Source organism: Aeribacillus sp. FSL K6-8394, from assembly GCF_038008865.1.
Lineage (GTDB): Bacteria > Bacillota > Bacilli > Bacillales > Aeribacillaceae > Aeribacillus > Aeribacillus composti.
Genome location: NZ_JBBPAA010000001.1, coordinates 238,639 through 252,829, shown reverse-complemented (window position 1 = coordinate 252,829; position 14,191 = coordinate 238,639). Strand labels below are relative to the sequence as shown.

Genomic DNA, 14,191 nt, shown 5'->3' with positions numbered 1-14,191 from the left:
GCTTCTTTCGCTTTTTCATCAAACCCTTGCTCCGTCTTTTCCAATGTTACATCTCTCCCTTTTCGAGGACATAAAGTTCATAATTCGGCATCGTAAGTGTACCGTCAGAGGCTTTCAATTGAATCGAGGAAGAATCCTTTTGCAAGATTTTCACTTTCCACCCGTTTTCCGTTTTTACGACTCCGTCTTGTTTTGTCATTGATTTTGCTATCCAGCTTAACAATGTTTTTCGAATGTGCGGTTCGATCACCGGCAACTCTCGTAATACGATTTTATTGTCTTGAATGAGGTTCTCTAACTCTTCTTTCTCACGTTTTTTCTCCAGCAAAAATTTCTCCTTCATCTCCTGTTTCTCTTTTTCATGTGTTTCGATCGCTTCCGGCTTTTTCTTTTCACGGTAATGGCGAACGCGAGGCTTTACCGTCCATTCTGTCGGCTCTTCTTCCCAAATATCGCGATAAAAGTTTTCTGTTGCATCGTTCTCTGTTATGAGATGCTTTGTATGGAAACAGCCGAAAACAACAGAGGATAGTCGGTGGGCATCTACTAAACTCGGAAGCTCGGAAAACCACTTTGCTAAATGGAGAAAATCTTTCTTGCGGCTGCGGAAATTGTGATGACGTTCCCCCAGCCTTTGCACGACCCGGGTCATGCGGCGAATGGCTTCATTCGTTTGGTGCTGAAGAAAATACAATTCACTTTCACGTCCTTCTCTGCCTAAAAACCATTCTTTTAGACCTCTCCACTTTTCGAATAAATCTTCTTCAAGTTGTTCTTTCGTCACTTCCATTTCTTCTAATCGAGGAATCGTCATTTGATAATCAGCAACAATTGCGACTAGTTTGTGAACATCATCTTCTCTGATATCTTCCAACAACTTTTCAATTTTTAACGATGTTTTCTGTAAGGCAACGATGAAATCGCGTAAATATGTCGTAAATTTTTCTTTATATACAAGAAAGGCTTCCGACATCATTCGTTCTTCCGTGTTCTCACTGTTAAGGTAAGCGATGTAATCTGCAGAATTTTGAATGATTTTTTTGAAATAATCGAATGTTTCTTCCCAAATTTGATTAATCTCTTCTCGTTTTTCTTGAAAATCGTTTTGTATAATATTTTCTATTCGAACGAGTGAAGAGTATAAACGGTCAAAACGCGTTTTTTCTAAAGATCCTCCGAATGAATCCCCTAGCTTCTCTAACGTGCGGATCATCCTCTCAATTTCAACCGTGTAAGGACCGCATTGATAACGAAACCGTTTCTTTTTAAATTCTTCGATTGTGCGAATATTCACCGTCTCTTGCCGAGCAATTAAGTTTTTCCATTTGACAAGCTGATCTAAATCCTGCTGGAGATCGTCTTCCGTATAGTTCTGAAACTCCTCATGTTCTTTTAAAAATGCAAATACTTCTTCAGGAAACAAATATTGCCGCATTCGTTCATGCTGCATATAAAAATATCGTAAAATCGCCCGATAGCGATAAGCATTGTCCGTTGCCAAATACTTTGCCTCAGAAATCGGCTTCAGCCATGAAGAATCCATTATGCATCACCTTATAAATTATGTTTTTATTTCTATTGTAATAGATTTGCAGAGAGATTGAGACAAGATTTTGATGGGGATTTTTTTGCTGTTTTGATTTTTTGGGTATATTTCGTTTTTACGATCTGTTTTGTAAGCGTTCGCCAACCATCTCATCCTGTTTGTACGTGCCTCTTTTGTTTTTTTAAATCCTTTCAACACTTTTAATGCTTTTAAATCGGTGTTCCTGCCGTTTTCCGAAATACTCCCGGCAAGCGGTGATCCACGCGGTTCTATCTCCATTCAGAAAGCCAGTCCATCATCGGGTCATAGCTGTATTCTTCCATCATAAACCTTTCAAGCCCTTCCTACACCGGCTCATTTCGTCTGATGCACATAGTGACGTTTGTTTACCAAGGGCACTCATGATCGATGTACTCCAACACCTGTTGAAGCAGTTCCCCGAAGGTTTCTTGAATCATCGAAAATAATTCCATTTCGATCTCTTTTAATGTTTGCCCACCTCTCTTTTCTCCTTGTGTTTGGTTTGTGCACTTATCACAATACAGGAGGAGAGTCCTTTTTGCATTTATTTTGCCTTTCCCCTACCATTTAAGAGAAACTCCTGCTTCTAACGGAAGGATCTTATCTTTCTCCAACAAACATTTTACTCATACAGAGCGAAGATGCATATGAATGCTAATTTAATAAATGTACCATTTTGATTCTCGCATGAATACTGAACTTGAGGGAAAAGAGGATGCATGCGAAATGAACAATCACAAAAGAGATGAAGAGACCAAAACACTTTTTCTTCTTTTGCTCTTCCTCTTTGGCCACAGTGATCATTTTGCGTGTCTCCATGGATTCCTTTAGAAACCGCGTGAGAAGTTCATCCCTTTCCTTTATGTATTTCTGTTGTTGATCTAACCTCATCATGAGTACTTTAGCAGATCGTTTTGTTTGGCACCATCACTTTTAACGTTTGTATATTATCGTTATAACGATCTAATTCCCGTTTTGTCTTCATTTCGCAAACTGCTACGTTTGATTGTCGAACACATGCCATTACTGCTTCTGCCGCTTGTTTCTGGCGTCATATCGCTGCTCTGTTTTATCTCCATAAAACGCTTCAAGAGAATATAATGTCTTTTCTAAATAGCCTCGCTCCCACCCGCGTCTTGCTTGGAGAATGAGAGCATACTTTCTTAAAGCAGATTCCTTCATTCTTAATTAGGTACACACGTCTCTCGATTCAATCAATATTAGTCCTTCGTCTATATCACTAGTCAAAACACCGATACATTCTGTTATTACACTGTTATATAATCATTCTATTGCTGTTTCGGCATACCCTGCAAGCGACAAAATGATGGGAATGTATAGCGAAAAAATATTGAAGCTTTAACAAACTTTAAGATCATGACGTGATACAATCATGAGTGTAACGGTATAAAACAAAGGGAAAGGGAGAAGAAGATGGAATCAGATGCAGTAAAACGTGAACGATTACGTTTAAAAAAAGCTAAACTAGACGAATGTATCCCAATAAGATCACATTAGCTAATGAATGGATTGAGAATGAGCAAACGCAAATGAAACGACTGATCGTTCAAGGGGCCATTTTCACTTGTGAACTCGGGGAAAATGTCGGCACAGAGCAAAACGGAGAACGACCGGTGCTTGTCCTTTCTAATAACAGAATTAACCGTACATCCGGTAATGTTAAGATAGCTCCGCTGACTACAAAGTTAAAAACCAAAACTATAACAGATCGGAAAGGAAAAACAAAGGTATCGCCAAAACTTGCGACACATTATTTTCTCAAAAAGGAAGTCTATCCGTTTTTAACGCAGACTTCCGCCGTAAAGGTGGAAGAATTAACGACAGTTAACAAAGTAAGGCTAAAGCAACATATCGGCAATATAAACAAGGATGATTTAAATAAGATTATGAACCGTGTAAAATGGGTATTTATCTGTAACGTATTGACAGTGTATTGATCATGTATTGACATTTCCCAAGATTTTTCTATACTTAGAATACAAAATAAGTTGTCTGTCTCGTCACAGACCATTTCACACGTGAAAAAACGTGGATTCGTTTGTGTTTTCAACGGAGAGGAGCCCTAAATGGTTCCTCTCCTTGCATAATATCAACAATAAACTCATAACTTAATGATAAGTTGCCTGCCGCGTCGCAGGCCATTTCACCCCGTCAGCGGGGGATTCATGTTTTTTTGCCCCAGTACTTAGGTGCTGGGGTTTATTGTATTTATTGGAGAAGATGTCTCTCGAAGAAAATCTCCATAAAGGTCTGCGATGTTGAACGATTCCGCATCAAAGCGGCTGAATGACTTGTGTAATTCAACATAATTAATGTACGTGTTCACTTACAAGGGGTAGAAAAGAGCATCCGTTGATTTTGCTGCCAGCTGCCTAATAAATAGAAAAAGGTATTTTTGCCCAGCAGATCAACGAACAAGAACAATACAAAGGGCAATAAGTTAAAATTTCTTTGTTATATACAAAAAAGACTTCTAACATCATTCGTTTTTCCGTGTTCTTTCCTGTTAAGGTAAGCGATATCATCCGCACAATTTGAAATCATCGAACGTTTACTCTCAAATTTGATTCATCTCTTCCAGTTTTTGTTCACAATCGTTTTGCCAAATATTTCTATTCAAACGATTAAAGAATAGAAGCCGTCAATACACATCTTCTAAAGCCCCTCCAAGTGAATCTCCCAGCTTCTCAACGTGCGAAGCATCTGTTCAATTTCTTTATACCTTCCTATGGTATAATGTAGTAAGTTTTTTGATCATGAAAGGAGACGAAATGAATTTTGCAGACAAACCATGATTTATTTTCCATAGAAGATGTCGAGCAATTTATTAATAGTCATCATTTGGCATTTTTATATATATCCAAAACAAATTGCAGTGTTTGTCATGCTTTGCTGCCAAAGGTGGAAAAAGTGCTGGCTGAGTTTCCAAAGATTCAAATGGGCTTTATCAACGTCGATGATATTCCGAGCATAGCCGGTCACTTATCCATATTTACCGCACCTGTTTTAATTTTATATGTCGATGGAAAAGAGGTTTTGCGAGAAGCACGGTTTGTTCATGTTGAGCAGTTTAAGGAGAAAGTGAAGAAAATTTATTTTTTAGCGGAGCAATCGTAACTTGTTTGCGGGTGAAGGCACCTTTTGGCTGAGATGTTTCACAGAGGCGGAATGCTAACTAATGTATTCCATGAGCGGAGTCTTCTACACATAGGGGCTGTCTAATAAGTCGATTTTCCGGCTTATAGACGCCCCTTTAATATTTTTGAAACGTTGATATATCAATGCTTATGATGTTTCATTCTGGACAGCCCAAAAAATATTCTTGTTCTAAAAGGGAATGAATCTGCTTAAAGTTAGACTGGATCATCAAACGAAAGCAAACTTGCCAACGCCGCAAGAAAAATCTCCAATGATAAAAATGAGGTCTGGAATAAAAAGAGATGTTTAGTTTTTTCATGGAAAATCTAAATGTTTTGCCAACCGTAAAATCTATCTTGATGGCGGTTGAAATAACGGAATGCATGCGCGGTACATTCCGTTTCTTTTCTTCATTTTATGTTGAATTTAACTTAAAATCAGATACAGATGCTTCCGAAGGTCTGAGACACTTGAGTAGAAGCTACTTCAAACAAGTCCGTTTCTTAGAGAAAGTACTCCCCCCCCATAATCATCTGAACAAAAAACTGCAGCTTAGCAATTAACCATTCACATTAAGTTTCAAAATTACAGCAAATATAGTGCTTGTTCGTTATTTCGCTGCTTCTAACAATAGATCCACAATATGAACAACTTTTACATCCTTTAATCCTTCTCTTTCAATTCCTAGCTTCATTTGCATGAAGCATCCTGGATTAGCTGTTACTATTGTAGTGGCACTGGTTTTTTTCATTTTTTCCATTTTCTGATCTAATATTTCCATGGATGTTTTCGGTTCGACAATGTTATAAATGCCTGCAGAGCCACAGCAGCTATCGGCATTTTCCATTTCTGTGAATGTTACTCCTTTAATTGAACGAAGCAATTCTCTAGGAGCTTTTGACGTTTTCATGACGTTTCTCAGGTGACAGGAATCTTGATATGTGACGACTTGTTCAGGAAGTGAAAGGCGAAATTGTTTGTGAAAATCAAGCTCATATAAAATGGACGTAATGTCTTTTATTTTTGCAACAAATTTTTCAGCTCGCTCTGACCATTGCGGATCATCTTTTAATAAGTGATCATATTCAATCAAGAAAGCGCCGCAGCCACCTGCGTTTGTTATAATATAATCTACTTCGTTTTTTCCAAACGCTTCAATATTTTGTTTTGCTAATTCTTTCGCTAGTTCTTTTTCTCCGCTATGACCGTGCAAAGCTCCACAGCATGCTTGTGTTTTAGGAATAACAATTTCACACCCGGCTTTTTGCAATAATTGAATGGTTGCATGATTTGTTTCGAGAAACAACGTGTCCATTAAACATCCGGAAAAGAAAGCAACAGTTGCTTTTTTCTCTCCTTTTGGCGGGAAATATTCAGATCGCTGTTTCAGTGTCTTTCTCTCAGGAACATCAGGCAATATTTTTTCCATTTCGCGGAGATGATCTGGAAACAGTTTCATAAATCCTATTTTACGTGCCGCTTTTTGAAGTCCAGATTTTTGATAAAATCCAACTAAGCTAGTTATGTTGATTAAATTACTTTTTTTAGGAAATAGTTGTTTAAAAACCACATTTCGAACTGCCCGCACAGGTAAAGAATGCTTTTTATTTTGGTTAATTATGTCTCTTGCTTCTTCTAATAAATGTCCATAATTCACACCCGATGGACAAACCGGCTCACACGCACGACATCCTAAACATAAGTTTAAAGACTTTTCAAATTCATCATCCGGTTGAAGGACCCCATCATAAACTGCCTTCATTAAGGCAATTCTTCCTCTTGGTGATTGGCTTTCTTTATATCCAGACACAATGTAAGTTGGGCAAGATGGCAAACAAAAACCGCATCTCATACAATTTAACAGCTCATCTTCGTCCATGCGTTCCTTGAAATCTCTTTGGATATTTTGCTTTTCTGATTCTGTCATCATTTTGAGATCACCACTCGTTTTCGTGTATCCTTTGCAAATAATTTCCCAGGATTCATAATATTGTTTGGATCCAATGCAGCTTTGATCGACTTCATCACATCGATGCCAGATTTCCCTAGCTTCCATTCTAAATAAGGCGCTTTCATGGCTCCTACTCCATGTTCTCCAGTAATTGTTCCTCCCAGTTCAATGGCCTTTGCAAATATTTCAGCAAAAGCTTTTTCCACCCGTTCCATCTCATCTTTCTTCCGAATATCTGTCGTGCAGGTAGGATGAAGGTTTCCGTCTCCCGCATGACCAAACGTGCATATTTTTACGTTATGTTTTGCGGCTATTTCATTAATGGCTTTGACCATTTTGGCAATTTCTGATCTTGGAACAGTCGCATCTTCTAAAATGGTAGTTGGTGCCAGTCTGGCTAATGCGGACAAAGCGGTGCGTCTCGCTGTTCGTAAAGCTTCAGCTTCTTCTTCTGACTGGGCAATTTGTACAGATACGGCGTTTTCACTCCTGCATATTTCTTCCATGACCTTCATATCTTTACTCACATTTTCAGGCGTTCCATCTTGTTCAATCAGTAATACGGCTTGCACGTCTGTTGGCAGTCCGATTTGTGAATAGTCCTCCACTACTTTTAGCGTCGGCTGATCTAAAAACTCTAAAGTTGCCGGAATTACTTTATTGGCAATAATTTTCGATACGGAACGCGCAGCAGCTTCTAAATCTTGAAATAAAGCAAGCATTGTCTTTTTTGATTCAGGCAGTGGGATCAGCTTTAATGTCGCTTCTGTAATCACTCCTAACGTTCCTTCAGAACCTATAAATAAGCGCGTTAAATCATACCCTGCCACATCTTTCGCTAGCTTTCCTCCTGTTCGAACAATTTCCCCATTAGGAAGAACCGCCTCTAGCCCTAGCACATAATCACGAGTTACTCCATATTTCAGTCCTCTTAATCCTCCAGAATTTTCGTTAATATTTCCCCCAATTGTAGATATTTTCATTGAGCTTGGGTCTGGTGGATAAAACAAACCTTTTTGTTCCACCGCATGGATTAAATCAAGTGTGATAACTCCCGGTTGACATGTGACGGTTAAGTTTTCCTCATCGATCTCTAAAATTTTGTTCATATGTTTAAATAGAAGAACGATTCCTCCTTCAACAGGACAAGTGCCGGCGCATAAGTTCGTACCAGAGCCCCGCGGAACAATCGGTATTTTATTTTCATTACATAATTGCAATATTTTAGATACTTCCTCTGTATTTCTAGGCGAAACGACCGCATCCGGAATCGATTGAAAATTTGGAGTCGCATCATACGAATATACTAACCTTTCAACTTCCGAATCTTCAAAATTTTCTTCTCCTACAATATTTATGAATTCCCTCTTTATATCAGGAGCAATCATTCAAACCCCTCACTTTTATTCTTTTCGTTTTATTATAAAGAATGAGAGTCATATTATCTATGTATGATGATATAATTAACATAGCAAAAATGCCTATTTTATTGTCTTTTTAACCAAAAGGGTGGTGATACGAGTTGCAATTATCCCCAAAGCTGGCTGCTAAAATTATTTCAGAGGTTCAGGACGTAGTCAAAGAGGATATCATATTAGTTGATATTAATGGGATCATCATATCCTCCACTGATGAGAGTCGGATTGGCTCTTTTCATGAAGGAGCTACGATTGTTATTAAGTCCAAACAAAAGCTTTACATTGATCAAATCAAAGCACAAGTGCTGAAAGGCGTCAAAGCAGGAATCAATATGCCCATTATGTTTCATAACAAGGTAATTGGAGTGATCGGAATAACTGGCGAACCGAAACAAGTGGAGCCTTATGCGGACTTAATTAGAAGAATGACAGAGCTCATTATACAAGAAGCATATTATACTGAAAGAAACGAATGGGAAATAAGAGGAATAGAATCGTATCTTTATGAATGGATCAATGCTTCATCTGTGGATAAAGATTTTTTAGAGCGCGGGTTTATGTTAGGCATTCCTGTGTATGACACTCATGTTTGCACACTCATGGAATTGGAGATACACACATTAAATAATTACGATATTCATCGAATTCAAAAAGAAATCATAGAATTGTTTTATTCTATCTTCGGGAAAGAAAAACATTTTATTGTTCGATGGGGGCAAGAGCGCTTTTTAGTATTAAAAAAGATGGATGCTTCTTATAAACAAAATTATTTTTACAGTCAGTTAAACGATTTTAAAAAAAGAATCGAAAACAGATACAAAAGCACTTTAGCTATTGGCATAGGAAAAACAGCTTGCAAACACATGATCAATAAATCTTTTAAAGAAGCACAAAAAGCATTAAAGGTAGCGCGAAAAAATAAAGGCATTGTATTTTATGAGGATCTTATATTAGAAATCATCTTGGAAGATATCCCATCAGAGATGCAAAAAGATTTTTTGAAGCAAACCATTCATATGATGGAAAAAGATCAAATTCTAATCGAAACGTTACAACACTATATGAACAATAATCAATCGATCAAAAAAACAGCAGAGGAAATGAATATCCATATTAATACACTGCACTACCGTTTAAATAAAATCGAAGAGCTGACAGGAATTAACCCTAAAACAACAGAAGGAATTGTCATATTTTATATATCGTTACTGTTATTAAATTCTTTAAACCGTTAAGTCCGGATAATTTGATCGAAACGGGAGTGAATGAAAAAAGACAATCGGCAAATGTTGTTCGGGGAGACGACCGTCAGGAAAAATTTGGGATTGCTGCTATACGCCAAGTATTAAGTCCATAGTGTCTTTCAATGGGCAATTTCCTTTTAGACAAGTAATTAAGAACTGCTCTAAATGTGGAGAACGTCTGGACACATGTTTGACATTCCAATGATTTTCTCTAACTGTCTCATTTGAACGTCACTCAAAATCATCCTCATTGGATTTCCTCCGCTTACATCTTGGATTCGATGATAAACGTATTTTTCCTGATGAAACAAAAAATCCCGAATATCGAACTTTTTTCAAGTATCCGATATTCGGGTTGCATTTTCAAATAGATCAGCCCTTTTATGTTTTAAACAGCAGACTTTTCTCTTACATTCAACAATTTAAAGAATTCTCTCATGAATCCCGGTAAATCCGGCCAAGCGTGGCCCGATACAATGTTACCATCCACATGAAGCATTTTTTCCACATAAGTAGCGCCTGCTGCTTCCACTTCTGGTCTACAAGCAGTGTAAGCTGTCATCTCTCTTCCTTTGATATATTCTCTTACAGTTGTTAAGACTAATTGTCCATGACAGATCACCCCAAGAGGTTTATTTTCTTTTAAAAAGTGAGCAGCAATTTCCTGAACCTTTGGATTCATACGAATATATTCAGGCGCACGCCCTCCTGGGATAATTAATCCATCATAGTCGGCAGGATTAATCTCATCTACTGATGCATGAGATTCGATTTTATATGCCCATTTTTCTGTAAAAGTCTCCATTTCAGGAAGGAAATCATGGACAACCGTCTGGAGCTTCTTTTTAACAGGTGAGGCAATTGTACAATTAATATTTTCTTCAATACAACGATAATAAGGATAAAACACTTCTAATGCTTCAGCAGCATCGCCAGTAATAATAAGAACATTTTTACTCATCTTACATCACCTTTCCTTTTATTATGAAATTATTTGTACGCTGTAAAAATTATGAATCATTTTGCCAAACTGTCTTCATAAGCAGCAGACAAATTATATCGTGCCTCCAACAATCCCCGGCAATAATGCGCATTAAACTCCATGCTCAACCTTGTCAGCTTGGCGCCTTTCAAGTAATCTGAAAACTCTTCTTCAGTCAATGGTTTCCCTTCTGGAGTTGTTATGGCAAATGCACTTGAGTGGTGGAATACTTTTTTCTTCTCCAAATATTTTTCTCTTAACTGCCTCCCTTCTTCAGGCAGGGACAGTTCATTCAGTTCTTGTAGAGATAAAGACGTAATTTCTTTCTTTGACATTCCTATTTTTAGTAGATATTTCATCAGTTTCTCTTGCCTTGCATAGTAGGCTTTTATATCAAAAGTTTTGCGCAATTCTTCAAGATCTCCGTCAGATACATTATGGAAGACTTCGCGAAACGATTTTCCTGCTGATGCTCCGTGATTAATTTCATCGGATGCACAATGATCGAGTAAATGAACTTGAACCGTTTTTACCCATTCAATCTCAGATACATATTTCCTTATATCTTCAGCCATGATGTAGGCAAAGTTAGGAGAGCACCAATAAGTTGGAAGGCGAAAGACTACTTTAACATGATTATCTTTAACGATGACTTGATCGATAAATCCCAATTCTGTTAACGGCTGATCCAGTTCAGGATCATACACTTTTTCAAGCATGCTATATACTTGCTTTTCTTTATCCATTACCTCGCTTTCACCTCCCTTTTAAGTCTTTTCATCAACTATTCTCTATTCGTCACGCTATCCGTTTGGATAATTGACAATTTTTTAATTTTTCTTTTTGCTTTTCGATATCAATGTTATATAATCTCGCTGCATTTCCTGCTAAAATCTTTTTCTTCACTTCCAAATCAAATGTAACTCCAGTCTCTTCTTGTATATCCTCTGGAAGCTCAAATTCAAGAAACTTTTCAATGATCCATTTCGGTTCCCATATAGCATAGTCACTTCCAAAAATGATTCGGTCTTCATCAAGCCAATACAACAATTCACTTATAATGTGAGCAAAATAACGAGGTCGATCATGGATTAAAGCAATGGCAACTGCCAAACCTGCATAGACATTTTTCTCTTGTGTAGCAATCCAGCAAAAATCTTCTAATCTTGGAAGCCCTACATGTTCGACAATAAAGTTCAGTTCAGGGAAACAGCTTGCTGCATCATCAACATCTGCTACGTCAAATGCATCCCGATTTAAAGGAGTGATCGTCGGCCCCTTATGAATGTGTATGTTTCTTATCCCCAGTTCTTGACATTTTTCAAGATATCTTTTTGACCAATCATCAGATAGTTTATAGCCCTTTGAATTACCATACCAATCAGCTGTATATAACTTGACCCCTTGCCAGTTGTATTTTTCTTTGTTTTCTTCTAATTTTTCTAAGCCTCGTTCGCCATGCCGGGGATCGAATGTTCCATTGCAAATAAAGCGATTAGGGTACTTTTTTGAAAGCTCCTCATTTGCATCAAAATTACCAAAGCCATTTTTATAAAACTCTTTTAGAAAAACTGGCTGAAAAATCGCCATATCCACATATCCTTCCATAAACACGTCATTCACAAGTTTTTCTGGAGAATATTTTACAAACTCATCTTTCGGCCACCAATATTCTTTCGGACTTAGATTTTTGTGATAATCATAAAAACAACTAATAAATTGTTCTCCGTGGATATTCAATTGATTCTCCTTGCTTCCATCCCATAAGGCAATGTGTGCATCAATAATAAAAATTTCTTCACCATTAGATGCTTTAAACAATTTCATTCCCCCTCACATGAGATTAATTAAATAATTGAAAACGCTATCATTTTTCACGAATATTCATTGATGTTTATCAGGTAATAATACTTTATTTTCTTTTTATTCAGAAAATTTTAATCAAATTATACTTGGTTCATCCTCAATTTGATATATACACTTAAACAAAAAAACAACCATTTCTCCAGCAATTTTTTGGGTGATTAAACAAATTTTTTATAATCAAAAACAGACAGCGAAACAGCGTTTAAATCTAATGCACCAAATCCTTATCCTGTGAACGATGGCGTAATAAATCTCATCTCCTTCGGCCATTGCATAAACGATGACCCAATACGGTCACGCTCTAAAATTCCGAAATTTTTCATTCCTAATTGTTTTAATAATATCCCCATTCCAATCCCGACAGAACCCGCTCCTACGATTAGAATAAAAGGGTTCATCTCTTTTCCACTCCTTGAAAATAGTAAAAACTATACCATCTAAAACGGAATTTGTGAATGGATAATCTTTTTTCCATTTATAAAAGCATTGTGCACATTGATTTCAAGCTTCCAGAAATTGTTCATGATGTGTATTGTACGATTGTTTTGTAGAAGACCTTTCTCTGAAGTACTTTTTGGCAGCTATGGATGCGTTCTGCTTTTATGTATATCGTTTAATATTCGGCTTGCGGCATTCTAAATCAATACTCCCACAGTTTATTTTGCATTTACGAAAAAAATATGTTTAAATATTATATAAATCGTAATGATTACGATTTATATAAATTGGTTTTCAATTATCTCGAACCAATCTGAGGTCAAAGAAAAACTTTAATTGTTGAAAGGAAGATGACAATGGATAAAAAAATACCTGTGACCGTTTTAAGCGGCTACTTAGGAGCAGGGAAAACTACCATTCTGAATCATATTTTACAAAATCGCCAAGGGCTCAAGGTAGCCGTTATTGTGAACGATATGAGCGAGGTCAATATTGATGCTGAATTAGTCAAACAAGGCGGAGAGCTTTCAAGAACTGAGGAGAAGCTAGTCGAAATGTCAAACGGATGTATTTGCTGTACATTAAGGGAAGATCTATTAATCGAAGTAGAAAGGCTCGCTAAACAAGGAAATATCGATTATATCATTATTGAATCGACTGGAATTAGTGAGCCAATCCCAGTTGCTCAGACTTTTTCATATATTGATGAAGAACTAGGAATCGATCTGACGCGCTTTTGTCGATTGGATACGATGGTGACGGTTGTAGATGCCAATCGATTCTGGAAGGATTACCAGTCAGGTGATCGGCTATTAGATAGAAAGCAAGCGTTAAGTGAAGACGATACTCGTGAAATCGCAGACCTTCTTATTGACCAAATTGAATTTTGCGATGTGCTCATCTTGAATAAGTGTGACTTGGTGTCTGAAGAAGAATTGGCAAAGCTGGAAAAGGTATTAAAAACATTGCAGCCAAAAGCGAAACTTATTCGTACTGTCAAAGGTGAGATTGATCCTCGAGAGATTTTAAACACTGGACTATTCAATTTTGAGGAAGCAAGCTCTTCAGCAGGATGGATCAAGGAGTTAGAGCAAGGGCATGATCAGCATACACCGGAAACTGAAGAATATGGAATTTCTTCCTTTGTTTATTCAAGACGTTTGCCTTTCCATTCCGAGCGCTTTTACAATTGGCTTCACTCCATGCCCGAAAATATTGTAAGGGCAAAGGGAATTGCATGGTGCGCAACTAGAAATAACCTTGCCCTTTTGATGTCTCAGGCAGGACCTTCTGTTAGTATTGAACCGATCTCTTATTGGGTCGCTTCTTTGCCGAAAGAAGAGCAGCAGCAAATTTTAAAAGAAAACCCTCATTTGCTGGACGAGTGGGATGATCAGTTCGGAGATCGGCAAACAGAATTAGTATTTATTGGAATGGATTTACGCCCTGAAGAAATTATAAAGGAATTGGATAAATGTTTACTAACCGACGCTGAGTTTGATCAAGACTGGTCTACTCTTCCAGATCCATTCCCTTGGAATTTACAAAAAGTGTAACTGGAGGAAG

Annotated in this window: 10 protein-coding genes and 3 pseudogenes; 4 read left to right on the top strand and 9 right to left on the bottom strand. The window is 37.4% G+C overall.

The window, feature by feature from the left end; genetic code table 11:
- Positions 1-46: 46 nt before the first annotated feature.
- The 3 genes and pseudogenes from NSR00_RS01170 to NSR00_RS01160 all read right to left on the bottom strand — a co-directional run bounded on the left by NSR00_RS01170 (position 47) and on the right by NSR00_RS01160 (position 2,591).
- Complete coding sequence (locus NSR00_RS01170; protein WP_340786410.1) at positions 47-1,543, bottom strand: TIGR02677 family protein; 1,497 nt, start codon at positions 1,541-1,543, stop codon at positions 47-49.
- Positions 1,544-1,772: 229 nt separating this feature from the next.
- Positions 1,773-1,872, bottom strand: a pseudogene (locus NSR00_RS17970) (UPF0236 family transposase-like protein); the annotation flags it as partial.
- A 596-nt stretch (positions 1,873-2,468) separates the two neighbouring features.
- A complete protein-coding gene (locus NSR00_RS01160) occupies positions 2,469-2,591 on the bottom strand; it encodes a hypothetical protein (RefSeq protein WP_261308773.1) in 123 nt (40 codons plus the stop codon).
- 410 nt (positions 2,592-3,001) lie between these two features.
- On the opposite strand from NSR00_RS01160, the pseudogene NSR00_RS01155 reads away from it, so the two are divergent.
- A pseudogene (locus NSR00_RS01155) lies at positions 3,002-3,525 on the top strand (type II toxin-antitoxin system PemK/MazF family toxin).
- Positions 3,526-4,366: 841 nt separating this feature from the next.
- Positions 4,367-4,705, top strand: coding sequence for a thioredoxin family protein (locus tag NSR00_RS01150; RefSeq protein WP_144597540.1), 339 nt, complete (start codon positions 4,367-4,369; stop codon positions 4,703-4,705).
- Between the two features lie 631 nt (positions 4,706-5,336).
- Here the strand turns inward: NSR00_RS01150 and NSR00_RS01145 are convergent.
- Complete coding sequence (locus tag NSR00_RS01145; protein ID WP_340789102.1) at positions 5,337-6,653, bottom strand: (Fe-S)-binding protein; 1,317 nt, start codon at positions 6,651-6,653, stop codon at positions 5,337-5,339.
- Positions 6,653-8,065 carry a glycolate oxidase subunit GlcD gene (gene glcD, locus NSR00_RS01140; protein ID WP_063386437.1) on the bottom strand — a complete coding sequence of 471 codons (1,413 nt, stop codon included), beginning with the start codon at positions 8,063-8,065 and terminating at the stop codon, positions 6,653-6,655. The genes NSR00_RS01145 and glcD overlap by 1 nt, the downstream gene beginning before the upstream one ends.
- A gap of 134 nt (positions 8,066-8,199) precedes the next feature.
- Between glcD and NSR00_RS01135 the strand changes: the two genes are divergently transcribed.
- On the top strand, positions 8,200-9,330 hold the full coding sequence (locus NSR00_RS01135; protein WP_340786404.1) for a CdaR family transcriptional regulator: 1,131 nt from the start codon (positions 8,200-8,202) through the stop codon (positions 9,328-9,330).
- Between the two features lie 397 nt (positions 9,331-9,727).
- Here the strand turns inward: NSR00_RS01135 and NSR00_RS01130 are convergent, their stop codons facing one another.
- The 4 genes and pseudogenes from NSR00_RS01130 to NSR00_RS01115 all read right to left on the bottom strand — a co-directional run.
- A complete protein-coding gene (locus NSR00_RS01130; protein ID WP_063386439.1) occupies positions 9,728-10,300 on the bottom strand; it encodes a DJ-1/PfpI family protein in 573 nt (190 codons plus the stop codon).
- 56 nt (positions 10,301-10,356) lie between these two features.
- Positions 10,357-11,067, bottom strand: a complete 711-nt coding sequence (locus tag NSR00_RS01125; protein ID WP_340786400.1) for an iron-sulfur cluster assembly protein — start codon at positions 11,065-11,067, stop codon at positions 10,357-10,359.
- A 52-nt stretch (positions 11,068-11,119) separates the two neighbouring features.
- A complete protein-coding gene (locus NSR00_RS01120) occupies positions 11,120-12,142 on the bottom strand; it encodes an amidohydrolase family protein (RefSeq protein WP_063386441.1) in 1,023 nt (340 codons plus the stop codon).
- 272 nt (positions 12,143-12,414) lie between these two features.
- A pseudogene (locus NSR00_RS01115) lies at positions 12,415-12,585 on the bottom strand (NAD(P)-binding domain-containing protein); the annotation flags it as partial.
- Between the two features lie 396 nt (positions 12,586-12,981).
- Here NSR00_RS01115 and NSR00_RS01110 point away from each other — a divergent pair.
- The gene (locus NSR00_RS01110; RefSeq protein ID WP_063386442.1) at positions 12,982-14,181 is read left to right on the top strand and encodes a GTP-binding protein; all 1,200 of its coding nucleotides are present in this window, start codon (positions 12,982-12,984) and stop codon (positions 14,179-14,181) included.
- The last annotated feature ends 10 nt before the right edge of the window (positions 14,182-14,191 follow it).

Coding starts and splice junctions, on each gene's coding strand:
- NSR00_RS01170 (WP_340786410.1), bottom strand. CDS start 1,543: ATGGATTCTTCATGGCTGAAGCCGATTTCTGAGGCAAAGTATTTGGCA.
- NSR00_RS01160 (WP_261308773.1), bottom strand. CDS start 2,591: ATGGCATGTGTTCGACAATCAAACGTAGCAGTTTGCGAAATGAAGACA.
- NSR00_RS01145 (WP_340789102.1), bottom strand. CDS start 6,653: ATGACAGAATCAGAAAAGCAAAATATCCAAAGAGATTTCAAGGAACGC.
- glcD (WP_063386437.1), bottom strand. CDS start 8,065: ATGATTGCTCCTGATATAAAGAGGGAATTCATAAATATTGTAGGAGAA.
- NSR00_RS01130 (WP_063386439.1), bottom strand. CDS start 10,300: ATGAGTAAAAATGTTCTTATTATTACTGGCGATGCTGCTGAAGCATTA.
- NSR00_RS01125 (WP_340786400.1), bottom strand. CDS start 11,067: ATGGATAAAGAAAAGCAAGTATATAGCATGCTTGAAAAAGTGTATGAT.
- NSR00_RS01110 (WP_063386442.1), top strand. CDS start 12,982: ATGGATAAAAAAATACCTGTGACCGTTTTAAGCGGCTACTTAGGAGCA.